This window comes from bacterium (assembly GCA_016124905.1).
Classification (GTDB): Bacteria; Pseudomonadota; Alphaproteobacteria; order Rickettsiales; family RI-342; genus RI-342.
In genome coordinates this window covers 46,044-70,224 of the sequence record WGMV01000020.1, presented here as the reverse complement: position 1 = coordinate 70,224, position 24,181 = coordinate 46,044, and the positions used below count along the sequence as shown (strand labels likewise).

General features: G+C 56.7%; 20 protein-coding genes and 1 tRNA gene. 9 read left to right on the top strand and 12 right to left on the bottom strand.

What is annotated here, in order from left to right:
• Positions 1–100: 100 nt before the first annotated feature.
• The 4 genes from ligD to GC177_06075 all read right to left on the bottom strand — a co-directional run bounded on the left by ligD (position 101) and on the right by GC177_06075 (position 5,905).
• Positions 101–2,662, bottom strand: coding sequence for a DNA ligase D (gene ligD / locus GC177_06090; GenBank protein MBI1275523.1), 2,562 nt, complete (start codon positions 2,660–2,662; stop codon positions 101–103).
• A gap of 1 nt (position 2,663) precedes the next feature.
• Positions 2,664–3,557, bottom strand: coding sequence for a Ku protein (locus GC177_06085; protein MBI1275522.1), 894 nt, complete (start codon positions 3,555–3,557; stop codon positions 2,664–2,666).
• 244 nt (positions 3,558–3,801) lie between these two features.
• Positions 3,802–4,884, bottom strand: coding sequence for a saccharopine dehydrogenase (locus GC177_06080; GenBank protein MBI1275521.1), 1,083 nt, complete (start codon positions 4,882–4,884; stop codon positions 3,802–3,804).
• The gene (locus GC177_06075; protein MBI1275520.1) at positions 4,877–5,905 is read right to left on the bottom strand and encodes a DUF4166 domain-containing protein; all 1,029 of its coding nucleotides are present in this window, start codon (positions 5,903–5,905) and stop codon (positions 4,877–4,879) included. The genes GC177_06080 and GC177_06075 overlap by 8 nt, the downstream gene beginning before the upstream one ends.
• Before the next feature lie 17 nt (positions 5,906–5,922).
• Here GC177_06075 and GC177_06070 point away from each other — a divergent pair, with 17 nt between their 5' ends.
• Entirely contained in the window at positions 5,923–6,384 is a 462-nt protein-coding gene (locus tag GC177_06070) for a DUF2269 family protein (GenBank protein ID MBI1275519.1), read from the top strand.
• A 54-nt stretch (positions 6,385–6,438) separates the two neighbouring features.
• Here GC177_06070 and GC177_06065 read toward each other — a convergent pair.
• The 6 genes from GC177_06065 to greA all read right to left on the bottom strand — a co-directional run bounded on the left by GC177_06065 (position 6,439) and on the right by greA (position 10,863).
• Positions 6,439–6,512 (bottom strand) — tRNA-Gln (locus GC177_06065).
• A gap of 89 nt (positions 6,513–6,601) precedes the next feature.
• The gene (locus GC177_06060; GenBank protein MBI1275518.1) at positions 6,602–7,522 is read right to left on the bottom strand and encodes a LysR family transcriptional regulator; all 921 of its coding nucleotides are present in this window, start codon (positions 7,520–7,522) and stop codon (positions 6,602–6,604) included.
• 124 nt (positions 7,523–7,646) lie between these two features.
• Positions 7,647–8,594 carry a thioredoxin-disulfide reductase gene (trxB, locus tag GC177_06055; GenBank protein ID MBI1275517.1) on the bottom strand — a complete coding sequence of 316 codons (948 nt, stop codon included), beginning with the start codon at positions 8,592–8,594 and terminating at the stop codon, positions 7,647–7,649.
• Positions 8,595–8,663: 69 nt separating this feature from the next.
• Positions 8,664–9,266 (bottom strand): redoxin domain-containing protein, encoded by a 603-nt coding sequence (locus tag GC177_06050; protein ID MBI1275516.1) that lies wholly within the window; start codon positions 9,264–9,266, stop codon positions 8,664–8,666.
• Positions 9,267–9,375: 109 nt separating this feature from the next.
• On the bottom strand, positions 9,376–10,371 hold the full coding sequence (locus GC177_06045) for a hypothetical protein (protein MBI1275515.1): 996 nt from the start codon (positions 10,369–10,371) through the stop codon (positions 9,376–9,378).
• A gap of 15 nt (positions 10,372–10,386) precedes the next feature.
• Positions 10,387–10,863 carry a transcription elongation factor GreA gene (gene greA, locus GC177_06040; protein ID MBI1275514.1) on the bottom strand — a complete coding sequence of 159 codons (477 nt, stop codon included), beginning with the start codon at positions 10,861–10,863 and terminating at the stop codon, positions 10,387–10,389.
• 2,663 nt (positions 10,864–13,526) lie between these two features.
• On the opposite strand from greA, the gene GC177_06035 reads away from it, so the two are divergent.
• From GC177_06035 to GC177_06025, 3 genes are all read left to right on the top strand, one after another.
• Positions 13,527–14,804 (top strand): hypothetical protein, encoded by a 1,278-nt coding sequence (locus GC177_06035; GenBank protein MBI1275513.1) that lies wholly within the window; start codon positions 13,527–13,529, stop codon positions 14,802–14,804.
• A 65-nt stretch (positions 14,805–14,869) separates the two neighbouring features.
• The gene (locus tag GC177_06030; protein ID MBI1275512.1) at positions 14,870–15,862 is read left to right on the top strand and encodes a polyprenyl synthetase family protein; all 993 of its coding nucleotides are present in this window, start codon (positions 14,870–14,872) and stop codon (positions 15,860–15,862) included.
• Positions 15,862–17,031: a coproporphyrinogen III oxidase gene (locus GC177_06025; protein ID MBI1275511.1), complete on the top strand. Its 1,170-nt coding sequence runs from the start codon at positions 15,862–15,864 to the stop codon at positions 17,029–17,031. Before GC177_06030 ends, GC177_06025 begins: the two co-directional genes overlap by 1 nt.
• Here the strand turns inward: GC177_06025 and GC177_06020 are convergent.
• Complete coding sequence (locus tag GC177_06020; protein MBI1275510.1) at positions 17,018–18,349, bottom strand: ABC transporter substrate-binding protein; 1,332 nt, start codon at positions 18,347–18,349, stop codon at positions 17,018–17,020. The genes GC177_06025 and GC177_06020 overlap by 14 nt on opposite strands.
• Positions 18,350–18,418: 69 nt before the next feature.
• On the opposite strand from GC177_06020, the gene rsmI reads away from it, so the two are divergent.
• From rsmI to GC177_06005, 3 genes are read left to right on the top strand one after another with little or no spacing between them, the layout of a single operon-like run.
• Positions 18,419–19,273, top strand: a complete 855-nt coding sequence (gene rsmI / locus GC177_06015) for a 16S rRNA (cytidine(1402)-2'-O)-methyltransferase (protein MBI1275509.1) — start codon at positions 18,419–18,421, stop codon at positions 19,271–19,273.
• Positions 19,266–19,625, top strand: a complete 360-nt coding sequence (locus GC177_06010) for a hypothetical protein (GenBank protein MBI1275508.1) — start codon at positions 19,266–19,268, stop codon at positions 19,623–19,625. Before rsmI ends, GC177_06010 begins: the two co-directional genes overlap by 8 nt.
• The gene (locus GC177_06005; GenBank protein ID MBI1275507.1) at positions 19,607–20,242 is read left to right on the top strand and encodes a BON domain-containing protein; all 636 of its coding nucleotides are present in this window, start codon (positions 19,607–19,609) and stop codon (positions 20,240–20,242) included. Before GC177_06010 ends, GC177_06005 begins: the two co-directional genes overlap by 19 nt.
• On the opposite strand, the gene GC177_06000 is transcribed toward GC177_06005, so the two are convergent.
• The gene (locus GC177_06000; GenBank protein ID MBI1275506.1) at positions 20,239–20,688 is read right to left on the bottom strand and encodes a cyclic nucleotide-binding domain-containing protein; all 450 of its coding nucleotides are present in this window, start codon (positions 20,686–20,688) and stop codon (positions 20,239–20,241) included. The two genes, GC177_06005 and GC177_06000, sit on opposite strands and share 4 nt — an antisense overlap.
• Before the next feature lie 107 nt (positions 20,689–20,795).
• On the opposite strand from GC177_06000, the gene GC177_05995 reads away from it, so the two are divergent.
• Positions 20,796–21,203: a hypothetical protein gene (locus tag GC177_05995; protein MBI1275505.1), complete on the top strand. Its 408-nt coding sequence runs from the start codon at positions 20,796–20,798 to the stop codon at positions 21,201–21,203.
• A gap of 24 nt (positions 21,204–21,227) precedes the next feature.
• A complete protein-coding gene (locus GC177_05990; protein ID MBI1275504.1) occupies positions 21,228–24,128 on the top strand; it encodes a hypothetical protein in 2,901 nt (966 codons plus the stop codon).
• The last annotated feature ends 53 nt before the right edge of the window (positions 24,129–24,181 follow it).

Sequence of the window (24,181 nt, the reverse complement as noted above, 5' to 3'; positions counted from 1 at the left end):
TGCGACGTTTATTTGTTTTCTAGTCTGGTGATGTTCAAGCCGGGGGTATATTGGTTGCGCAAGGGTGAGTTGGATCAAAGAGCTCCCAGTATACTATTGATTATAATCTATTATTTTGAGGTAATTTAGGGAGGGTTTGCTTGGTATGAAGGAAATCCTCCCATGGATCGGTCCTTAACTTGGCTAGGCGCTTCGGCAGGGAGTCGATGTTCCATTGATTCGCCGCTTTCACTTTTGGCAGTTCTTTCCAAGTGAGCGGAACGGAGACAGGTGCGCCGTCGCGTGCACGGGTGGAATAAGGAGCGATGGCGGTGGCGGTCTCGCCATTACGCAGGTAGTCAATGAAGATGCGGTTCTTGCGCTCCACTTTGCGCATGTTGGTAGTAAAGTGATCAGGGTCTTCGTCCTCGACCATCTGCGCAAAGCGACGCGCCCATGCTTTGGCATCATCCCAATTCAGTTTGGGGGTAATCGGTACGACTACATGCAGGCCCTTGCCGCCTGTAGTTTTGACGAAGCTCTCGAGTTTGAGTTTTTTTAGGCGTGCGCGAAAAGCAAGAGCAGCCTTCTTTACAATAGTGAACGCCACGCTAGGGTCAGGATCAAGATCGAATACGATGAAGTCAGGCCTATCGGCTTCATTCGCTTTGCTACCCCAGATATGGGTCTCGAGTACGCCCATCTGCACCAGTGCTTGCAGGCCTTCCGCGTCATCGATGACGAGATAAGGATCATGCGTCTTGGGGCCGATTTTGAGGGTGCGGATATGTGGCGAAAGACCTTTATCGGCATGGCGCTGGAAGAAACATGGCTTGGTGCTTCCCGAAGGGCAGCGCACTAGGCTGAGCCCCCGATTGGCGACGTAGGGTAGCATCCACTCTGCAACTTTTTGATAGTAATCCGATAAGTCTTGCTTGGTGTAATGCTGGTTAGGGAAGAGAACTTTTTCGGGGTGGGTGAGGGTGACGTTATCGTCAATGACGGGCTCGCTTTTAACGATACGGTGAGGACTGCGCGTAGCGGCAGTTTTTTTCGCGGCTTGCTTCGGCGCGATGGGAATGTCGCGTGTGATCTTGTTCGCAGGCTTATCCTCGCGCATGCCTTGGAAGGAAGGGTGACGAAGCGCGCCGTCTTCGGTCCATTCAGTGAATTCCACTTCACACACAAGCTTTGGTTCTGTCCAGAATACACCGCGTTTCCAGCCGGGTCCACGCCGTCCGGCATCGGAATATTTGGTATAAGGCATGGTCTTGCGAGTGAGTTTCTTTAATGTCTTCATCAACTCGTGTGCCATCTTATGGTCGAAGCCGGTCCCGACACGTCCGGCATAGACGAAATCTTTTCCTTCATAATAACCGAGAAGCAGCGAGCCGATCATGGAAGCACTTGCGGTGGAAGATGTATAGCCGCCTATAACGAATTCCTGACGTTTATGGCATTTCGTCTTGAGCCAGTCGCCGCCGCGACCAGAATGATAGGGCGCATCGGCACGTTTGGAGATGACGCCCTCAAGGCTTAAGGAGCAGGCTTTTTGATAGAAGCTGTCATCGTGGCTGGAAAAATGTTCGCTTAAGAATATTTTGGCATGCGTGCGTTTATCCAGAAGTGCGGAAAGCTGTTTCTTGCGCGCAAGCAGCGGTAGTGTGCGCAGGTCTTCGCCGTTCAAATACAGTAGATCGAAGGCATAGTAGGTAAGATCATCGCCCGATTCGGAAAGGGATTGTTTGAGGGCGGAGAAGCTGCTGATATGTTTGTCATTCAATGCAACCAGTTCACCATCGAGTATGGCGTTATAACAATCGAGCTTGGCGAGTTCACCGGGAACAGGCCCGAATTTTTTCGTCCAGTCGAGGCCGTTACGCGTATACATGGTGACCGTACCGTCATTTAGATAAGCAAGTACGCGATACCCATCGAACTTCACTTCATGAATCCATTCCTTACCCGTTGGCATTTCGGTAACGAGGGTGGCAAGCTGGGGAGCGATAAAGTTGGGAAGTTTTGATGCCTTTTTTGTTTTGACGGGTTTCTTTTTCGTAGCGGGCTTGCTGGCGGATTCGGTTTTACCCCAGACACGATCCCTCGCTTGGGCAATAGCATCCATCTTGCGTTTAGTGGTGATGGACGTGTTGTTCTTTTCGAGATACGCCTCACCCTGGCCGCGTTTGGCATAAGCATCATCATGTTTGATAAGCAACCAGTTATTACGACCTTTATCTTGCGGGCGAGCCTTCATGCGCACGAGTGCCCATTCACCCTTCAAACGTTTGCCTTTTAAACGGAATTTAAGAGAACCATTCTTAAGATCTTTTTTTGGATCACCCAGCGGTTCCCAACTACCCTGGTCCCATAGCATTACGGTGCCGCCGCCATATTCGCCTTTGGGAATAGTGCCCTCAAAATCGCCATAAGCCACGGGATGATCCTCGACCTCAACGGCTAAACGTTTATCGGCAGGGTCTAAGCTAGGGCCGCGGGTGACGGCCCAGCTTTTAAGCACGCCATCGAGTTCAAGGCGGAAATCGTAATGTAGACGTGTGGCGGCATGTTTCTGAATGAGGTAGCTGAAACCAGAGGTGCTGCGCGCTACTTTGCCAGAGGGTTCGGCAGTCTTCTTAAAATCGCGTTTTTTGTTATACAGGCTGAGCTTGCGCGGGGTCATATCAACCTGCCTTACGTCGCTTGGTACTGGTACTGTGCTTGGGCCTAGGGATGGCAGTAACCTTGCCGCTCGGCTTTTTCGCAGGATTTTTGGTGGATTTCTTGGTCATTTTCTTAGCAGAAGATTTTCCGGAAACGCTCTGACGCAATGCATCCATGAGGTTGATAACCTTGCCATCATCACTGGGCGATTCTTCGTATTCGGGTTCGCGATTCTCAAGCTTGGCGTCGATTAGTTCGCGCAACGCTTCGCGGTAATGATCATGAAAAGTCTCAGGCTTGAATTCGGCGTTTTTCTTTTTAATGAGCTGCTCGATAAGCGAAAGCTCATCCTTGCCGACCTTGCTGTTCTCGATGTCTTCAAAATACTGGTCGGCCTTGCGGATCTCGTCGCGGTAGCGAATGGTTTCGAGCATCATGCCACGCCCACAGGGTTTAAGTGCGCAAAGACGCTCTCTGCCAGCGATGGTGAGCTGTCCAAGACCGTAAGTACCAGTCTTGCGCAGACCCTCGCGGATAGTGGCAAAGGCATCTTCTGCATTATCGTCCTTAGGAACAACATAATATGGTTTATCGAAATACAGAGGGTCGATCTCGGTGCGCGGAACGAACTGTACGATCTCAAGCGTATCTTTCGAGGGAAGTTTTAGAGCCTTGATCTCATCCGGCTCAAGCAGGACATAGCGGCCCTTCTTGTATTCGTAGCCTTTAACAACATCATTCCGGGTGATCTTTTTATCACCGGCAATGAGCTGATGCTGAACACGGTCTCCGGTCCTGCGGTAGATCTCATGCATAGGCAAATTTCGCACTGCTTCGAGAGCGGCAAAGATATTTACTGGTACAGCGACCAGTGAAAGGCGGATCTGACCGCTCCAATAAGGACGAGCTGCCATTGGATGACTCCTTTAGTCGTTTATGCCAATAGCAACGCTTGACGCATAAAAGGACTATGGGAGATGTCTGGCAGAACAATAAAGGGTACGAAAGTCCATTCGCCATAAATAAGTATTTCGATAATGGCGGGTGAAGCGCTAAAATTGTGGTGGAACTTGCGACTAATTCGAGTTCTCTCGCGAGAGATTATGTGTCGAACTGAAAAATGTTGGCTGGAGAGAAACGATTTAGCTTGGAGCATCCTCAGTATACCATGGTTTCAATGGGATACTCCTTTAGCTCTGTCATATATTCCTCAAGCGTCACTTGTGCTACGCATGCATAAGCGCCTGGTTCGGGAGGCATGCCCATTGCAATTTTTTTAGCAAGCACAATGGCTGGAATGGTGGGGATGTGGGGGCCATAGCCATCTTTTGCGATAATGAACCATTTTCGTGCATGCAGTGTTCCATCCGGTGCTGTGCCATTGATGATTATGTGCATACCGCCATCGGCGTTACCGAAATGGTCGAACCAATTGCTTGCTTTTAATAAGGCTGCAGCATGGTTCGGCAAATTAATCGGCGCGCCGAACCGTACCAGCCATGAAAGCGCCCATAGCCCAAGATGAAGGGGAGCAAGTTGCAGACCGGCAGAGAATTGAATCGACTTGATTCTGTAAAACTCAGGCAACAGATCGAGATCAGGAATGTCGCAGTTTGCCATCCATCGTTCGCCGAGGTGAGGATATTCCTGCTTATATATATTCTGCCAGCCATAGGCATTTGCATGTCCTGCAAAAGGAGCTAACTTTTTGCCAACATAGGTGAGAATGCCCTCGGTGGTAGCAAGACCGCGTTCGGCTTTCTGACCCGGGCTGATTCCAAATCGCAAAGATTCGATGCTGGCAAACTCGTGTTTGAAGTGCTCAAGCACAGCAGAAGAAAGCCCAGGCACTGTGCTTGCGCCGCTGACGATGCTTACGCCTTTAGCTTTGGCAGCATCGTTCAGTTTCGTAATGCCGGTAACGAACGCGCGGCCATCGGCAAGATCAATGTAATGAACATCATTTGCAATGCAGGCTTCGGCTGTTTGGTAATCTGCCAGTTGAAAGGGACCGCAGGTATTTATTACTATGCCGGATTGAAGGCGTCTTAGCTGCGCGGAAAAGTCCTGATTCACATCTAACGCGGCTGATTGGGCATATACACCTAATTCTGAAGCAAGCACTTCGGCCTTTCTCGGGTCGCGTCCTGCAATGATAATTGGTATCTGTGCCTTTACCAGTGCCTGTGCGATGCGTTTGCCAAAATTACCGTAGCCGCCAAGGATAACGACCTTATGCATTGAGCTTAACCTCTTTCACATCGAAACTGCCGGAATAAGCGTAGATTACACCAAACCATGGATGCCGAATGTTCATGTGCATGCGAAAGCTCGAGCCACAGGTGGCTTCTTCCTCGGCATATCCTTGACCGAACAACCAATGCAGCGGGATTGGGATATTGTAACCAAGCACGCGCCAGACATAGCCTCGGTGGGTGAGGGTGACCTTACCATCCTTAAATTTGTAAGCGGCGCGCCAGCCAATGCCAACGCTCATATGTTCGATCACCTCGTTGCCGCCTGCGGGCAGCATGCGTGAACGGAAATGGTAAGGTATTTTACCAGGAAAACGAAACTCACGATCAAACACGAACGCGCGTGAATCTGGCTCGCTGCGAAAGGTAACGGTTGTTGGCACCTGCACTCCCTGATAGGGGACCAACATGCCTGCAGCCTTCATCAATGGCGTGAAAAGCCGCATAAGCTGTGATGCATGCACGTTCATCATGCCTTCAACAACCACTGTATCGCGCGTATAAGGCCGGTTTGCATAATGCTGATGCATTACCGGGGGCATTTTATGCCAGGACTCGCCAAAAATCGGCTGAAAGATTGGCTGTTTGTGGGTGCCGGTTCGCTTGTTAAGCTTTGATACGCCCTTTACGCGAATGAGCGTATTGCGCATGCCCCGCATTGCTGGGTATAGAAATGCCGCCATGCTTGGAGAGCGAAACAGCATGGCATTTATGCGGTTGAACCAGCCAATGTTGCTGCTGAGAAGCGCCATTATGCCAAGCGCATCTTTACCTTGATAATATTTGCCGCCGAATTTGATGACCATGCCATCATCCAGGTCGTAGCCTAGCTGGGTCACTTCCTGCACAAGTGAGTGGTTTTTGCCTTCACGGGCGTTGATGAGGTGAAGTGTCCCCGCTGCATCTCGAATACGCAATGCGTGTGCGGCCATTGAGCAGATGGGGCATTCTCCATCATAGATGAAGTACACATCGCCTTTTAATTTTACTGTTGCAGCTGGCTCCATGCTGTTAGGTATAATGCATGGATTATCTCTGGCTCAAATTGATTCATATATTAAGTGCCACTATCTTGTTTGGCACCGGCATCGGCAGTGCATTTTACATGTTTATGGCAAACCGGCGCAAGGATATCGCAGGCATTTACTTTGCCACCCGGCATGTTGTAATCGCAGATTGGCTGTTCACTACGCCAAGCGTCATCATCCAGTTCATCACGGGTGTGGCGCTTGCGCATCGGCTCGGATTGCCGCTGACAGACGGCTGGGTGTTCTGGGCGCTTATCCTCTACCTCTTCGCCGGCGCATGCTGGCTGCCAGTGGTATGGATGCAAATTAAAATGCGCGACATTGCTAAAGCTTCCCTCGAAACCGGTGCTCCCTTGACCGATCGATATTGGAAACTCGACCACTGGTGGACCATCCTGGGCTCGATGGCCTTCCCAGCGGTGGTTGTCATTATTGGGTTAATGGTGATCAAACCTTAACAGGCTAATTTATTTGCGTTCTCAGTCTGGATGAATGTTCGAACTTGGAAATGTTGGCTGGGGCGCCAGGATTCGAACCTGGGATGGCGGTACCAAAAACCGCTGCCTTACCGCTTGGCTACGCCCCAATAGGCCTGTTTGTGCTCTGACCGCAATGCGGTGAGGGAGGTTAGTTACAACAGCAAAACCGCGACGTCAATTGAGGAAATAAAGGAAATCAGACGGCGGTGGCCAGTTTTGCGTCGGCTTGTTTGTTGTGTTCAAGGGCTTTGCGCACCATGAAATCGCGGAAGACGCGCAGGCGCTTGGAATGGCGGAGCTCGGCGGGGTAAACGAGGTAGACGTCCACGGGGGGGCCTTTAAGCTCGTCCAGAATGCGGGTGAGCTTGGGTGAATGCTGCACCATGTAGCCGGGGAGGCCGGCAATGCCTAAGCCTGCCTCGCATGCCTGGCCAAGGGTGACCAGGTTATTCACCTTCATGGCGGGTTTGCGATCCAGGCCGGGCTTGGCACCGGCGTTCAGCACCCAGTTCACATTGTCATACGGGGTGCGCTGGCCTTCGCCGAACCCGATGATCTTATGGCTGTCCAGGTCTTCCGGTTTGGAAGGCACGCCATTGCGCTTGAGGTAGTCCGTTGAGGCGTAAACGCCGTTTTCGAATTTCATCAGGTGACGGTGGACCACGTCCGGCTGTTTGGGCTGAAACATGCGGATGGCGACATCGGCCTCACGCATGGCGAGGTCCAGTTCGCCTTCTTCCATCAGCAGGGTAACCTGGATTTCGGGATACATGTCGATAAATTCGGGCATCATGGGGGAGATCCATGCCGCGCAGAGCGAGGAGGTGACCGTGACGCGTAGCGGCCCCTTTGGACGGTCCTTGCTTTCGGTAATGGCGTTTTCAGCGGTGGCGAGCTTGGTGAATATGTCTTTCACCGTCTGGTACAGGATGTCGCCCTGTTCGGTGAGGATGAGGCCGCGGGCGTGGCGGTGGAAAAGGGAAACGCTCAGGCCGTCTTCCAGTTTGCTGACCTGACGGCTGATGGCGGACTGGCTGAGGCCGAGCTTGTCACCCGCCTTGGTGAAGCTGCCCGATTGCGCAACGGCATAAAAGACCTTCAACCTGTCCCAATCCATGACCTTACCTATGCAATAGGGGCATTAGAATATCTCCAATGCCGCATTATGGGTGCCATGTAATACGCTAATTATGCATTGTAAAGCTAATTTCCATGCCTAAATGGCATGGCTTGCCGGGTGTTTAAGCCGCGTGTTCGTTCAGGAAACGCTCGGCTTCCAGCGCTGCCATGCAGCCGGTGCCGGCGGCGGTGACGGCCTGGCGGTAGACGCTGTCCTGCACGTCGCCTGCGGCATAAACGCCTTCGATGGTGGTTTTGGTACTGTCGGGCGCGGTTTTTAAATAGCCGGTCTCGTCCATTTCCAGCTGACCTTTGAAGAGCTCCGTATTGGGGCTGTGGCCGATGGCGACGAAGACGCCGTCTGCCGCGTGATCGGTCACGGCATTGGTCTTGACGTTTTTGATGCGCACGCCGGTGACGCGGTTGGGATTCTGCTCACCGGTAATCTCTTCCAGCGCGCTGTCCCACATCACGGTGACGTTCGGCTTGGCCAGCAGGCGTTCCTGCAGGATTTTCTCGGCGCGAAAGGTATCACGGCGGTGAATGACCGTGACATGGGCGGCGATGTTGGAAAGATAGAGGGCTTCTTCCACGGCGCTGTTGCCGCCGCCGACGACGAAGACCTTCTGGTTCTTAAAGAAAGGGCCGTCGCAGGTGGCGCAGGCGGAAACGCCGAAGCCGGAATAGGCCTGCTCGCTCGGTATACCGAGCCATTTGGCGCTGGCGCCGGTGGCAATCACCAGTGTATCGGCCAGGTAGGTATCGCCGGATTCGCCAAGGCAGGTGAAGGGGCGTTTGCTCAGGTCCACGCTTTGGATGTGGTCATATACCAGGGTGGTGCCCACATGTTCGGCCTGTTTTTCCATCTGTTCCATCAGCCATGGGCCCATGATGGGTTCGGCGAAGCCGGGATAGTTTTCCACATCGGTGGTGATGGTGAGCTGCCCACCGGGCTGCATGCCCCGCACCAGCATCGGCTTGCGTCCGGCGCGGGCGGAATAGATGGCGGCCGTCAGGCCTGCCGGGCCGGAACCAAGGACGAGAAGCTGGGTTTTGTGCGTGGTGGGCATGGTGATTCCTGTGTCATCTTGTAAAAGACAAATAGGGCGGCAGAAGCCGCCCTACAAGTAGCGAATGGATTAGAGAGCCTTCGCTTTTTCGGCGAGGTAGCTGGCCACGCCTTCGGCAGTCGGCTTCATGCCTTTCTGGCCTTTGTTCCAGCCGGCGGGGCAAACTTCGCCATGCTGCTCGTGGAACTGGAGGGCATCCACCATGCGGATGGCTTCGTCCACGTTGCGGCCGAGCGGCAGGTCGTTCACCAGCTGATGGCGCACCTTGAAATCACCGTCGATCAGGAACGTACCACGGAAGGCGACGGATTCGTTGGTAAGCACGTCGTAATCGCGGGCGATCTGTTTGGTCAGGTCGGCCACCATCGGGAATTGCACATTGCCGATGCCGCCTTTGTCCACCGGGGTATTTTTCCAGGCCAGGTGGGTGAAGTGGGAATCCACCGAAACGGCGATGACTTCAGCTTTGCGCTGCTTGAATTCGGCCAGGCGGTTGTCGAACGCAATGATCTCGGACGGGCAGACAAAGGTAAAATCCAGCGGGTAGAAGAAGAGCACGCCGATTTTGCCCTTGATGTAGGATTTCAGGTTGAATTTCTGCTCGATGCTGTTGTCGGGCATCACGGCGGCGGCGGTGAAATCGGGGGCGGTTTTGCCAACAAGTACGGCCATGGGGGAACTCCTTTTGCTTTGTCTTGGGGAGGGGGTATTTAGAAGGCTCTGAAAGCCAGAGATTTGTGTTAAACCTCTAACGTCCCGGCTGCAACTGATTTTAGGGGTTCTAAAGTCCCATACGCTGCTGGATGAGGCCGGTGATGCGGCCCATTTCGTCCAGCGGGGCGGCGTTGAATGCCAGGGGAGGGGGCGTTTCCAGCATCATGGCATGGTCATGCTCCATCAGTTCCAGATGCAGGCGGTGATGCTTGGGGGCGATGGCCGGGCCGATATCGGCAATCCAAACCGGTTTTCCGGTAAGGCAGGCCTCCGACAGCATGGACATGGATTCGCCCGTCACGACGATCTCGTCTGCCAGGCCGAGCATGCCGGGATAGGGGTTGGTCTCGCGCGTCATGTCGGCATGCCAGAGCCAGTAATGATGCGGAACGGTCAGCCCGGCGAGGAGGCTGTCGGTCGCGGCCTGGCCGGTGCGGCGGCTGGTGGTGATGAGCAGGGTGGCGTGGCGGTCTTCCGCCAGGGCGTTGAGCCGACGCGCCAGCCTGGCTGCATCGGCTTCCGTAAATTCGCCATAGCGTGTGCTGCCACCGATGACGACCGCGATGAAAGGGGCTTTGTAGGCTTTGACATCCGGCTTGCGGGTGCGTGCTTCCTGTTCGATTCGCTGCGGCGTAAGGCGGTGCAGTGCGCCGCGGCACAAAAGGATGTTGGCGTGTTTGGCGGCAAGCCCTGCGGCGTGGGTGTCGTGTGTGGGGAGGATGAGCAGATCGAAATCCTGCCGATGCGCGCCGGGGTCCATCAGTTGAATCAGTTTCACCCTGCCGCCCAGCCGTTGTTTGAAATGGCGCGCTGCCAAGCCCGCGCGGCGACCGGCGGCAATGATGATATCCGGTGTGCCGTTTGGAAGTCTGGCAACGGGCATGGTAGCAGGCAACAGGCAGGAAGGCAGCCTGACCGGCCAGCGATAATCAAGCGGTACCTCGCGCCAGGCCTCGATACGGTCGGATGCATCGGTCAGGGCGGCGGCCAGCCCGGTGGACTGGCTGTTGTTGCCAGGGCGGCTGTCCGTCAGTGCCCAGATGACCGTTGCGGATGCCGGCACCGTGTATCCTTGTGGTTAGGCGACGTATTTGACCGCCAGAATTTCGTAATAACGGAGGCCGCGCGGGGTGTGGACTTCCGCCGTGTCGCCTTCCGTCTTGCCAATAAGGGCGCGGGCGATGGGGGCCGTGACGGAGATTTTGCCGTTCTCAAGGTCAGCCTCGTATTCCCCGACGATCTGGTAGAGCACCTCGTCTTCGGTTTCTTCGTCCACCAGATGAACGGTGGCGCCGAACATGACCCTGCTGCCCGAAAGGGTGGCCACGTCGATGATCTCGGCACGGGCGACCTTGTCTTCCAGCTCTATGATACGGCCTTCGATGAAGCTTTGTTTTTCTCGCGCGGCGGCGTACTCGGCGTTTTCGCTCAGGTCGCCATGGGCGCGCGCTTCGGCGATCGCCTTGATGACATTGGGGCGCTCGACGGTCTTGAGGGTCTTGATTTCCTCTTCCAGAAGGGCATAGCCCTTGGAAGTAATCGGGAATTTTTCCATCTTTATCCTGTTAATGTAGGGGGCGGAATTTCTGCGCATAATGGCGAGGCTGCCCCGAAAATGCAAGCGAGGGCGATAAAATTGCTCTTATCTACTTGTTCTTCCTGTCATTAGGTCGCATTTGTCATATTTTGTTAACATTTTATCAAGTGTTGCGTGCCAAGCTGAAGGATGAGGTGCTGTGGGCAAGGGGCAAACGCATGCAATGGAATGCAGCCTGTAACAAGAAAAATAATCGGGAATCGGGCTTTAATTTATTGGAATTGTCACTCGTTCTGGTGGTGGTGGGGCTCATCATTGCCGGGGTGTTTCAGGGCGCCAGCATGGTGGAGCGCTCCAAGCTTTCCGGTATTGTGAGCGACGCCAAAGGCGTGGCCGAAGCTGTGGCCCAGTTTCAGAAAACCTACCATGGATTGCCGGGCGATTTGTTGAATGCGTCAACCCTTTTGCCAGGCAGCCCGGCGGGGGGCAATGGTAACGGCAAAATCGAATCCACCACCGGTAACCGTGAGGATCTGCTTTTCTGGCAGCATTTAAGCGCTTCCGGTCTGCTAAAAAAGGAATTCACGCCGCGCAGCCTTACCCCGACGGAAACGGTAATGGCGGGCTCTAAGGATAATAGCGGCTTTGTTGCCGGTGAAAGTGACAATATCGGCGTGTTTCTCGCCCTAAGCGGTGTAATGCCAAGCGGCGCGCCCGCCATTACAGATACCCAGCTCAATGCTCTTTATTCGCCCACCAGCTTTGCCGCGGTGAAAGCCTATCCCGTGCTTTCGGGCAAGGAAGCGAAGGACATCGACACGCGTTATGACGACGGCAACCCGACCTCCGGCGCTATCCGCGCCCAGCCGGGGCTTGTTTATTCCGGCGGGGCATGGGGGCTCAGCACCTGCAGTTACACTGCCACCACCGACACGCAGGATTGCGCGCTGGTGTATGCGACCGAAAATAAATCCGCCCAGGTGCAGCAGGCCCGAAGCGTGGCCTGCGGTATTGTGGGCGATACGCGCAAATCCTCCGCGCGTAGTTGCGAGGTGAATGCATCGGGCACGCGCACCGGCCTGGTGGGTGATTATATCGAAACCTGCAATGAAAACGGCGCGTGGGAACTGAGCGGCCACACCTGCCGCAGCGTGAATTGCCCGGGTGGATCTTTCGCCCAGACACGCCAGGTCGCATGCCCGGCCAATTACGGATCCGGCAGCGTGACGCAGATCTGCGATGAAGGCGGTGAGTGGCTGACGCAAAACTCCACCTGTAACCCCGCCAGCGGCGATGCCTGCACCACAGCAGGCCTGCAGCGTGTGAAAGCCTGCCCCATCAACCAGACGGGCGCGGTATATGAAACCTGTAACGGCACCAGCTGGGACGTATCCAGCAATAACTGCGTGAACATCGCCTGCGCAGGCGGGCAGGCGGTGGGCAGCCATCGCACAGGCACATGCCCCTCTGGTTTTACAGGCAATACGTCGGAAACCTGTACCGCCAACGGCACCTGGGCGTCGACCTACAGCAACAATTGTCAGCCCAATGGCACTGCCTGCACTACCGTGGGCGCCACCCGCAAGATCAATTGCCCCACGGGCATGAGTGGGCCGGATAACCACGCCGATGCCATCAGCCAGGAATGCCGCCTGGTAAGCGGCTCCAACCTATGGGTGACGACTTCCAATAAATGCGTGATGCTGAAATGCGGCGATTATCAGGTCGGCCAGTCCCGCAAGGCGGATACGCCCTGCCCGAATCACCAGGTGGGTGATGTGATGGAAATCTGCACCGCCACGGGCAACACGGCAACCTGGGTGACCAGCACCCTGAACTGCGCGGCCGCGCGATGCATCGCGCAAAGCAATGTGGGTAACGCCAATTGGCCGGATACGAACCCGGGCGTGACGGCTACCGCCTCTAGCTGCGCATCGGGCTATGCCGCCAATGGCAGCCTGCCCACACGTGCCTGCAACACGGACGGCTCATGGGGGGCGGTGATCAACCCATGCGTTCCCGGCGCGCCGAGCATTAATTTCAGCTTCCCTGATATGGCGTATACCACCTGGACGACCGGTAGCGTGCCTACCTATGTGGATGATGGGGTCACGATTACCAACATGACGAATACCAACAGTATCAGTGTGACCTTCCAGGGGGCATATGATTCTGCCAATGATTTTCTGCAATTCGTCAATAACGATGCCACGGCCTATGGCAATATCACGGGTACGTATAATGCCGGCACAGGGGTGCTGAACCTTCTCAGCGCCGGCGGTACGGCCACCAACGCCCAGTGGCAGAACGCGCTTCGGCATGTGAGCTTCCGCAACCGTGAAATGCCGCTTTCGTGCAGTTACCGCACGTTGAGGTTCGCGGCGATGAACGCCTTTGGTTCCGCCAGCGCGGATATCAATGTCTATGCTCTGCCGCAGGAAGATTTCAGCGCCGCCTGGTTCGGCACGGTGTTGGCGTGGCTTGATGCAAATTCGGGCACCAGCACTAAAGTATCGGGGGCCCAGATTTCCAGCTGGGTCGGGCGGAATGGCTACACGGTGAACGGTTCCGGCACGGCACGACCGATTTTCTCAGATGCCGCGGTAAATGGTAGGCCGGTGGTGACCTTCTTCCGCACCCATAATCTTGATGGGGCAACCAATCTTGGCCTTAGCGGCAATATGGCGGTTAGCGACTTTGTGGTGACGAAGAGTGAATTTACCAGTAGCAGTTGTACCACTGCGGGTGGCGCGGGTTGCCGCTATCCTTGCGTCTATGGCTTTTATAACGGCGCAGCATGTACCGCCGGTGTGGCATGTACCTGGATACCGCATATCTATAATAATGGTACCACCTATCTTTATTTTGCAGGAAATGTCGCCGGCAGCGGGATTACAAGTCCGGTGTCAGGTGCGCTTCCGGCGGAATATTATATTCACAGCAACGTAAAGGCCGCAGGTAACGTGGGAACCACGTTGACCTCAAGGCTTAACGGTGCGGCGATGGCCACTTCACTGGGGGGACCCGACCAGGCCCCGAGCTTTGGCAATGCGCCGTTGTCTCTGGGGCAGTGTTACATCAGCTGGGCGGGGGCGGCGAAGTACGAGGGCTCGATTGCGGAAATGATCATTTACGGCACGGCCATTCCCAATTCATCGCGCGATGTGATTGAGAGCTATCTGGCTGGTAAATGGTGGCGCGACAGTTATTACTATACGGCACTGGGGCCGGTTGCATCGCATATGGCCGGGGTGCAGAGCATCACGGGCAGCCCGACCAAGCTGGTGATTTATCAGGCGCCGACCAACTGGGTGGCCACGCCGTGCAGCCCTTATGGATCCGGCTGGCAGGCCGCTACGAATTACAGCAGCTGTAAGGCGGCAAGGGCGGCGGGCAATACCACCAGCGGTACTTATACCATTGATCCTGATGGTCCTGGTGGCAACGCTCCTTTCAGTGTGTATTGTGACATGACGACCAGCGGTGGTGGCTGGACCGTGGTGTGGGTTGGCATTGGCGGCCAGAATAAAACCAGCCTTTCGACCACGGCTGCCTTCAACACCGCCGGTGCGACCACCGTGTCCCAGACCTTTAAATTCGATGACAATACCATCAACAGCCTGTTGACCGAGGGGTATATGCTGCGTTCTACCGGGCTTTATAATAACGTTCGTTATATGTCGTCCAGTTGCGAGTTTGCCGCCATGACGGCCACCACCCGTGCACCGTCGCCTGCCTGCGGTGTATCCTACACGAGCATGGCCTGGGCAGGTGCGGCTGGAAATCCCTTTACACACACGGAATGGACCGGCTTAAGTGATTGTAACAGCAATGCCTGTTACTTCCTGACGCGCCAATTGAACGCCACTTACAATACCTGGATCACCGGGAATGGCGTGAGTGGTGTATGGTGCAATGGCGGCCAGGCCAATTGCAACATGGTGATGTATGTCCGTTAGGCTATTGCCCTAAGCATGGCTTGCCCGCTATAGGTTGCCGCTGAAGCAACCGATACGGGCCATTCGTGAACGCCGTTACCCAACTACAGAGCTTTTGCGCCAGCCGCATGGAGGCGGTGAATGACCGCATCACCCATGCGGCGGGGCGACATGCGGAGCTGATTCCGGCCATTGCCTCGCATATCGGGGCGGCGGGTGGCAAACGGCTGCGGCCGATGCTGACGCTGGCCTGCGCCAGCCTTGGCGGCTACCATGGGCAGGGGGATGTGCCGCTGGCGGCGGCGGTGGAATTCATCCATACTGCCAGCCTGCTGCATGATGATGTGGTGGATGAGAGCCAGAGCCGACGGGGAAAGACCACGGCCCATGCCATCTGGGGCAACAAGGCGGCCGTGCTGGTGGGGGATTTTCTGTTCTCCAAAGCCTTTCAATGCATGGTGGAAGCCGGCTCCATCGAGGCCATCCGCGCGCTTTCCGATGCATCGGCCATTATTTCCGAAGGGGAGGTGATGCAGCTGGAATCCATGTACAGCCTGCAGATCACCGAGGCGGATTATTACCGGGTAGTGGAGGCCAAAACCTCCGCGCTGTTTGCCGCCGCCTGCGAGGTGGGAGGCATCGTCGCCGGGAAGGACAAGGATTTCATCACCCGGCTTTATACCTATGGGCAGATGCTCGGCACGGCATTTCAACTGACCGACGACTGGATGGATTATGCCTCCACCGGCGCGGCGATGGGCAAAGATGCGGGGGACGACTTTCGCGAAGGCAAGGTGACGCTGCCCGTGTTGTTTGCCTATAAAAAGTCAGGCCAGGAGGAACGCAGCTGGATTCAGCAGGCATTCTCCGGCGATGTGATGCCCGATGAGGCCAGCCTCGGGAAAATGCAGGGCATCCTTCATCAAACCGGCGCGCTGGACGCGGTGAAACAGGCCGCGCTCGCCAAGGCCGTCGAGGCCAGGAAGGCCATCCTGTCCATTACGCCCGCCGGGGGGATGGAGCCCCTGCAGGCGTTGCTGGGCGCGGTGGCGGATGCCTGCGTGGAACGGATCGCCTAGTGAACTGGCATCAACCCGCCGATGGCATCGCGCTTTATGTGCATTGGCCCTTCTGCAAGGCCAAGTGCCCCTATTGTGATTTCAACAGCCATGTGCGCGAGCGTGTGCAGCAGGATGAGTGGCGCCAGGCGCTGTTGGCAGAATTGCGGCACTGGCAGGAGCGCTTGCCCAATCGCAGGCTGACCAGCATTTTCTTTGGTGGGGGCACGCCCTCGCTGATGGAGCCGGAGACGGTGGCCGCCATTGTGGCGCAGGCGAAATCCGGCTGGAAGCCGCTGGATGATGTGGAAGTGACGCTGGAGGCCAACCCCACCTCAGTGGAAGCGGCCAAGATGCAGGAATTCGCCTTTTGCGGCGTCAACCGCGTGTCGATGGGTGTGCAGGCCTTAAAGGACGAAGATCTGAAATTTCTGGGGCGGGAGCATAGCGCGGCGGAGGCGCTGGCGGCGTTCGACAAGGTGGCGGCGGCGGTGCCACGTACTTCGTTCGATCTGATTTATGCCCGGCCCGGCCAGAGTGTGAAGGACTGGCGCGAGGAGCTGGCCATCGCGTTGAGGCATACGGGCAACCATGTGTCGGCCTATCAATTGACCATCGAGCCGCAAACGCCGTTTTACCTGCGTTACAACCGTGGTGATTTTGCCTTGCCGCCGGAAGACAATATGGCCGAGCTGTTCGACGTGACGAACGAGCTATGCGGGGCGGCGGGGCTGGCGCGGTATGAGGTTTCCAACCATGCCGCACCGGGACAGGAATGCCGCCATAACCTCACCTACTGGCAGGGCGGCGACTGGGTGGGCATTGGCCCCGGGGCGCACGGGCGCTTTCTCTGGAAGCAAGATAAACGGATGGCCAGCGTGACGCTCAAGGTGCCCGAAAAATGGCTTGAGCAGGTGAATGCGCAAGGGCATGGCGTGGTGGACGGCATGAGCGAAAGCATGCAGGATTTCGCGCTGGAGATCCTGATGATGGGGCTGCGGCTGGAGCAGGGGATCGACCGTGCGCATTTCGCCGCGCGTTGCGGCTATATGGTGGAAGATGTGATCGACGAGGATGCGCTGGCGGTGCTGGAAGCGGAAGGGCTGATGGTCAATGACACGCATCTGCGCGCCACCGCAAAAGGCCTGCCGGTGCTGAACCATCTTCTCTACAAGCTTATTTCTGCATGAAATATTCCGGCGCGCGGTCGATCATCCTCGCGCCTTCTTCCGTCACTTCCATGATGGTGAGCCCACGTTCGCAGGCGCCGTTCGGCATGAAGCGGAAGATGCCATCCGCCGGGCCGTTGAAGCCGGCCGGCTGGGTGAGGTTTTTTGTGCTGAAGATGGCATCGGGCGTGGCGGATGGCTGGCTGACCACCAAGGTGCTGGCCAGCGCGATGGCATCATAGGCCAGGCTGCCGAGGCGCACGGGCTGGTAATTGTAAACGCGCTGGAAATGCTGCTCAAACCGGGCATGCTTGTCCGGGTCGGCGGTGGCGAACCAGCTTCCGGCCAGGCTGGGCTGGATGCGGAAGGCGGGGTCGTCCCACTGGCCGGAACCGAGGATCTTGATGGATTTCATATCGATGCCCATGCGCTGCATGTCGCGCGCGATGGCGTTTAAGCGCTCGCCGCCCTCGGGAATCAGCAATGCCTGGAAATTGGGTTTGGGTTTGTTGCCGGGACCGATAGGCGGGAAGAGCTGCTGAAGCTCCTTGGTCACGTTGACCGAGGTTTTGGGATAATAGGCCAGGCCCGAAAGCGTCATGCCCAGGCGGGTGCCTTCGTTGTAGGTAATGGCGCCGACGGCCTCGCCGTAATTGTCGTTCGGCAGGATGGCGGCAATGGACTGGATGCCCTTGTTGCTGGCATAGGAAAGAATGCGGCCGATCTGCTGCTCGGGCAGAAAGCTCATGAGCAGGATGTTCTTGCCTGCCATGTCCTTATTGTTGGAGAAGGCAATGGCCATGATATTGCGCTCGGCCAGCAGGGGTTGGATGGCGCGCATCTGCGGGCCGAAGACGGGGCCGAGCACCAGCGATACGCCCGCCTTGTTCAGCTCGCGCATGGCGTTCAGCGCACTTGCTTCATCCTGGCCACTATCCTTGGGAATCAGCACGATCTGCGTTTGCTGGCGTACATTGGCGGGCAGGGAGTTGTATTTGTCGTTCAGGGCGAGGAAGGCGGCATCCTGCAGGGACTTTCCTAAGTTGGCATTAGGGCCGGTGAGTGGCACAAGCAGGCCGATTTTTACGGTGCGCGCGGCCGTCATGGGGGCTGGTTCTGCCGCCTGTTTCGCATTGCCGACGGCCGGTTGGCGCGGAGGTGTTACCGGCTTAACCGTGGCCGTATTGCCGACGGGCTGGCGCGTTTCGGCGGCCGGTTCATCCGGCGATGAGAAGAAGGGGATATCCCACTGGGCGCAACCCGAAAGCGTCAGCATGGCCAGGGCCAGCAGGCTGAACCGCAGAATGCCGGTGCGGGTTTTCATGGGCGTCTCCCTCATTTTTGTCCCTGTTGTATAGCCAATGAAGGTCGGATGCTATAGATAAAAACCATGGAACAAACCTCTGTTATGCTCCGGCCTCTCATGCCCGGCCTGTATGTCGTCGCTACGCCGATCGGCAATCTGCGCGACATTACCTTGCGCGCGCTGGACGTGCTGAAGGCGGCGGATGTGGTGGCCTGCGAGGATACCCGCACCAGCGGGGTGCTGCTTAAGCATTACGGCATCCGCACCAAGACGATGTCGCTGCATGAGCATAATGAGTTTCAGCGCCTCGGCATGCTGGAGGAACAGGTGAGAAGCGGCCAGTCGGTGGCGTTGATTACCGATGCGGGCACACCGCTGATTTCCGACCCGGGTGGCAGGGTGGTGGCGCATATGCGCGAGAAGGGATTGCCGGTTACCACCGTTCCAGGCGCCTGCGCGATGGTGGCGGGATTGACGCTTTCCGGCCTGCCGACGGAGCGATTCCTGATGGCAGGCTTCCTGCCGCAAAAAACCAAGGCGCGCTGCGACAACCTGCGTATGCTGGCGGCGGTGGATGCCACGCTGGTATTCTATGAATCCCCGCACCGGATGGAAGCCAGCCTGGCCGATATGGCCGCCGTGCTGGGTGGCGCACGCATGGCGGCGGTGGCGCGGGAGATCACCAAACTGCATGAGGAAGTGCTGCGCGGCACGCTGGATGAGCTGGTAGCGGAATGGCAGCGCCAGCCGCGCAAGGGCGAGATGGTGATTGTGGTGGAACCGCCAGCCGCGGCGCCCGCCGTGACGGGAAATGAAGAGGAGGTGCAGGCGCATCTGGCACATCTGCTGGAGGAGCATTCGGTAAAGGATGCCGCGCGTATGGCCGCCGAGGCCTTTGGGCTGTCGCGCAACAAGGCCTATGAACTGGCGCAGGCGTTGAAGGGCGGGAATGGATAGGCGGCGGCTTGCCCATTTTTTTGGACAGGCGGCGGAATGGCTGGCGGTGATATTCTACTGGCTGCAGGGTTACCGGCTGGTGGCATGGCGGTGGAAAACGCCGTCTGGCGAGGTGGATGCCCTGCTGACGCGCGGGCGCTGGCTGGTGGCGCTGGAAGTGAAGGCGCGCTGGCGTTCCGACGGCACAGTGCCGGTTGCGCCCATGCAACTGGCGGGCATTGGTCAGTCGCTGGAGCGGTTTCGGAGCAAAGAAAAACGATTTCGCCGCTGCTTCTGCCGCGTGGATGTGCTAACCATCAGCACCAACCGCCTGCCGCGGTGGATTCGCCATGCATGGGAGGAGCCGACATGAATCGTTTGAAACCTTCGTCCATTTTAGTGTGCGGCATGATGCTTGCCCTGAACGGATGCCCCGGATTTTCGGTCGCCACCACCGCTGGCAGCGCCGCTTATGCGGTTGTAGATGAGCGTTCGATGGGGGAGATTGTGGATGACGGTGTTATCCGCACCCAGATACTCCACAAGTTCTTTCAGCAGGACATGAACGACATGTTCGCCAATGTGGAAGTGGATGTGACGGAAGGGCGCGTGCTGTTGACCGGTGAGGTGGATCATGAGGAAACCATGGTGGAAGCGGTCCGCATGACATGGGAAATTCGGGGCGTGCGCGAAGTGATCAACGAGATCCATCCGACGGACAGTCATTATACCTTCGCTCAGCGTTCGTCCGATGCCTGGATCACCACCCAGGCGAAAAGCAAACTTCTGGCTGAAAAATACGTGCGTTCCGTCAATTACAGCGTGGAAACGGTCAATGGCGTGATCTACCTGATGGGTATCGCCCAGAGTGAGGAAGAGCTTAAGCGTGCCACCAACGTGGTTTCCCGCGTGCGGGGCGTCAAGCGCGTGGCGAGCTATGTGCGCCTGAAAGAAAGCGTGTATCGCAAGGGGCTGGAGAGCAATCTCTAGGTCTGGTCCGCCGGTTTTTCGGGGGCCGCCTGCGGTGCGGCCTTGGCATCGCCCAGGGAGGGCTGCACTTCATCCACACGCGGGGGCAGGGCGCTTTCCTGCGGGGGGTTAAGCCGCCGCACATTTTCGGACAATACACGGAAAATGCCGCGCAGGAAGGGGTCCATTTCGCGCAGTTTCTTTTCGAAACCTGCGCGGCTCAGCACGATCAGCTCGCTGACCTTGGTGGCCACGGCCGTGGCGGAGCGGGCGCGGTTGTCGATCAGCGCCATTTCGCCAAATACCGAATTGGGGCCAAGCTTGGCCAGAACCAGGCGTTCTCCTTTGTGCGTGCGGTATACTTCTACTTCGCCCTTTACGATCAGGTAGACTTCCGCCGTGTTCGTTCCTTCCCGGAAAATCAGCTGGCCTTCGCCAAAGGTGCGGCGGACGATGTCTTCATTCATGGCAACCTCGTTTATGTCTGTAACTATATAATTCAGAGTAGGTTAACTCTTTATTTACGGCGAACGTGGCATGGTGGGAGGCTATTGTTTGTCGTGGGGGTACATTCGTGAAACGCCTGAGGGGCCTTTTGTTCAGCGCTGTGCTGATGGCGGGCTTTGCCATTGCGCCTGTGGTGGCGCATGCGGCCACCGATGCGGACAAGGCCGCATTCGAAACCGCGTTTCAGGACATGCTGGCCGACCCCACCGATAAGGCAAAAACCCTGCATTATGCCGATATGGCCGACCGTGTGGGCGACCATGAAGCCGCCGTGCCGCCGCTTGAGCGGCTGCTGATGCAAAACCCCAATCAGCCTGACCTGATGGTGCGTATCGGCTATCATTATTACCACCTGCAATCCTATGCGATGGCCAAAAAATATCTCAACGACGCACTGGCCATGAAATCCATCCGTTCCAATGACCGTAACGAAGCCAATGCGCTTCTCGCTGATATTAAGTGGAAAGTCTATTAGCGCGCCTGACAAAGGATAAGAACCATGAAAGCAAGGACACTCCGCCATTTGCTGCTCAGCAGCGCCGCCCTGGTGCCTTTTTGCGCATTCGCTGACACGGAGCTTCCAAAAGTGGGGGTAGTCGGCGCTGAAAAGCAAACGCTGGAAGCCGCCGCGGCCCAAGGCACCAAGCGGGTGCTGAAGGCGGGTGACAGTGTCTTTTTCAAGGAACGCATCACCACCGACGCCAAGGGCACGAGCCAGATCATCTTTATCGATAAATCCACGCTGACGGTCGGCCCCAATTCCGACATCACGGTGGATGAATTCGTGTTCGACCCAAAGGCATCCACGGGTAAGCTGGTGCTTTCGGGCACCAAGGGTGTGTTCCGTTTCGTGGGGGGCGCATTGTCCAAAAAACAGCCGGTGACGATCAAGACGCCGGTGGCCACCATCGGGGTGCGCGGCGGTATTGCGGATGTGTCGATGAATGCGGAAACCGGCACAGCGGACGCGGCGCTGGTTTTCGGCAATAGCCTGACGGTGACGAACGACCAGGGCACCATGACCACGACGCAGATCGGGACGCAGATTTCCGTTCCCACAAACGGCGCGCCCATGCCGCCGGTTCCCTATCAGCCGCAGACGATCGCCAGCACGGTGAATGTGAATCCTCCGGCAACGGGCGGCGCTAATACGGGGGGCGAGGGCGGCCCTAATGGAGGCGGCAGACCAGAAAATGGTGGTGGTGCTGGACCCACCAACGAGGCGAACGGTGGCGGTAACCCCCCTCCGCAAAGCCCCGGTGCCGATGGGCAGGCGAATAATGGCGGGCCGGGCAGCCCTCCTCCGCCACCGGTTCCTACCAACGATGTGACGCAGAACTCCGCCGCCGTGCAGCAGGGTAACGCCCAGACCATCGTCCAGACATTCAATGATCAGGGGATCGATCCCAATTCAGTGCCGGGGGTCAATCCGGCGGTCATCACCCAGTATAATAACACCAACCCCATACCATTGACGGGGCGCGCTATTGATTACGGATGGGGCGGAAGTTACCTGGATGACATGGTCGGTTATCGTCAGGGCGGCAGGCTTGCTTTCAGAACAACCGATTATGACGAGCTGAATTTCGTTTTCGACAATTACAATTTTGCGGGCGGCTTGCAGCCCACGCGGAATTTCCTGCTTTCAGGAAGCCCGTTTACGGCGCGTTTCTTCAACTCCCCGACCGGGGCGATGAATTATTATGTCATCAGCGATAATCATCCCGATCTGATGACGCGCAAAACGCTGCACGGGGTTGTGGGTACCAAGCTTGCGGCATCCGCCCTGCCCAATGCCGGTGTGAGCTTTTATAAATTCCTGCCGGATTTCTCTTATGATTATGGGTATGATTCGCTGAACCCTAATGATGACCTGGGTTTTGACAGTTCCCTGGCGGCCATTGGCATGCTGCCCCAACAGATTGCGGCGACCTATGCTGGAAAACAGGCCCCCTATGGTCTGGCGATTGACTGGCAGCAGAACCGGATTCACGGCGGCGGCATCCTCTGGAGCTACCAGACCGACACTGTGAATGAGAGCGGCATCCTGGCCATTCGCGGCAAGGTGGACCGCAGCACCCTCAGCATGGTTCCCCTTGTGATGGGAAGTTACGGCATGTCCTTCTCCTCCACCAATACGGCAGGAATGTCTGATTTTGATGCGGATTACTCCAATGTCGATGTTTCCGGCGATCTGATGTATGGCGTCAACAGCACGCGCGTACTGGACGGTTTCGTGATGACAGGGGTGGACCATGATATCTATCCCCTGCAAGACAGTTACGATATCAACCAGGCCGCCGTCCGTGTGACGGACCCACAACTCGTGCCGCAGCCTGCGCCGCAATTGAATGTTCAAAGGGGGTTCGCCGCCGGGGTAATCGGCACATACAACTCTTCCACGGATGAGTATGATTCCTACAGCACTGTGATGAATGACTGGGATGCGGGCAATAGCCAATATGGCGTCTCCGTTACGGCAGGCATTCCAAACCGAACGGTGGAAGCGACGATGAAGCTCAAAAAAGTGGGCACCATCAATACTTCCAGCGTGATGGGAGGCGGCGGGACCGAGTATGTCGAGGCGCATTTCGGTAATCTGACCAATACCGATGACAGTTACCTGGTGTCCGACCGAACTTTCATTGCCGATCAGGATATTTACACCAATCAGTTTGTGGATACGACCGGCAGCAGTTCATTTCCCAACGTGCAAGGCGTTATGGCGGCTATGCCGGATACATCCGCGGTGACGGATTCGATTGTCAACAACACCAGTCTCTACGGCGATCTCGGCAATCTTCAGCAGGTGCAGAGTGCCATGAAATGCAGCAAATGCCAGTTTACCACCTGGGGTGTGTGGGCAGGCAATATGGCGGGCACGCATAATGGCAGTGTCCCGATCGAGCAGGTGGCGATGCTGATTCCGTTTGTGGTGGGTGCGCCCACTCAGAATCTGGGTTCGGTTGCGCTGACGGGTAATATAACCTATTCCGGCCAGGTGATCGGCCATCAGCAGAATGTGGTGGGCGGGGTTACGCAATCGACTGTGGCGCGCGCAGGTTATTTCAGCTCCGTCATCAATATGGGAACGCCTGATAAACGCCTTAACAAGCTTGATATACGTTTTGCCGATGAACGTTTCGGGATGAATAAGGGCGCCGCGGGCCCGACTTTTCCGAATACCGGCGTGGCGAACCTGAACGGCGTGGTGTTAAAAAAGCTGGATGCCGCCGGTGCGGAAACAGTTGTGAACGGTAAGATCAACGGTATTGCCAATATGGCGTTGTTCGGCCCGCAGGCCAATAACCTTGGCGGTAACTTTACCGCGGCGGTCAATAACTCCGATAACTCGCAGGTGCAGAAAATCATGACCGGCGTGTTTCGCGGCGGCAGGTAAAGGCCCGGGCATATCTGAACGGGTATGCGGCATAGGGGAACTATCGTCCCTGT

Bases quoted from the DNA above. Each gene is read 5' to 3' on its own strand.
- ligD (MBI1275523.1), bottom strand. From the start codon at position 2,662: ATGACCCCGCGCAAGCTCAGCCTGTATAACAAAAAACGCGATTTTAAG.
- GC177_06085 (MBI1275522.1), bottom strand. From the start codon at position 3,557: ATGGCAGCTCGTCCTTATTGGAGCGGTCAGATCCGCCTTTCACTGGTC.
- GC177_06080 (MBI1275521.1), bottom strand. From the start codon at position 4,884: ATGCATAAGGTCGTTATCCTTGGCGGCTACGGTAATTTTGGCAAACGC.
- GC177_06075 (MBI1275520.1), bottom strand. From the start codon at position 5,905: ATGGAGCCAGCTGCAACAGTAAAATTAAAAGGCGATGTGTACTTCATC.
- GC177_06070 (MBI1275519.1), top strand. From the start codon at position 5,923: ATGGATTATCTCTGGCTCAAATTGATTCATATATTAAGTGCCACTATC.
- GC177_06060 (MBI1275518.1), bottom strand. From the start codon at position 7,522: ATGGATTGGGACAGGTTGAAGGTCTTTTATGCCGTTGCGCAATCGGGC.
- trxB (MBI1275517.1), bottom strand. From the start codon at position 8,594: ATGCCCACCACGCACAAAACCCAGCTTCTCGTCCTTGGTTCCGGCCCG.
- GC177_06050 (MBI1275516.1), bottom strand. From the start codon at position 9,266: ATGGCCGTACTTGTTGGCAAAACCGCCCCCGATTTCACCGCCGCCGCC.
- greA (MBI1275514.1), bottom strand. From the start codon at position 10,863: ATGGAAAAATTCCCGATTACTTCCAAGGGCTATGCCCTTCTGGAAGAG.
- GC177_06035 (MBI1275513.1), top strand. From the start codon at position 13,527: ATGGCGGTTAGCGACTTTGTGGTGACGAAGAGTGAATTTACCAGTAGC.
- GC177_06020 (MBI1275510.1), bottom strand. From the start codon at position 18,349: ATGAGGGAGACGCCCATGAAAACCCGCACCGGCATTCTGCGGTTCAGC.
- rsmI (MBI1275509.1), top strand. From the start codon at position 18,419: ATGCTCCGGCCTCTCATGCCCGGCCTGTATGTCGTCGCTACGCCGATC.
- GC177_06010 (MBI1275508.1), top strand. From the start codon at position 19,266: ATGGATAGGCGGCGGCTTGCCCATTTTTTTGGACAGGCGGCGGAATGG.
- GC177_06005 (MBI1275507.1), top strand. From the start codon at position 19,607: ATGGGAGGAGCCGACATGAATCGTTTGAAACCTTCGTCCATTTTAGTG.
- GC177_06000 (MBI1275506.1), bottom strand. From the start codon at position 20,688: ATGAATGAAGACATCGTCCGCCGCACCTTTGGCGAAGGCCAGCTGATT.
- GC177_05990 (MBI1275504.1), top strand. From the start codon at position 21,228: ATGAAAGCAAGGACACTCCGCCATTTGCTGCTCAGCAGCGCCGCCCTG.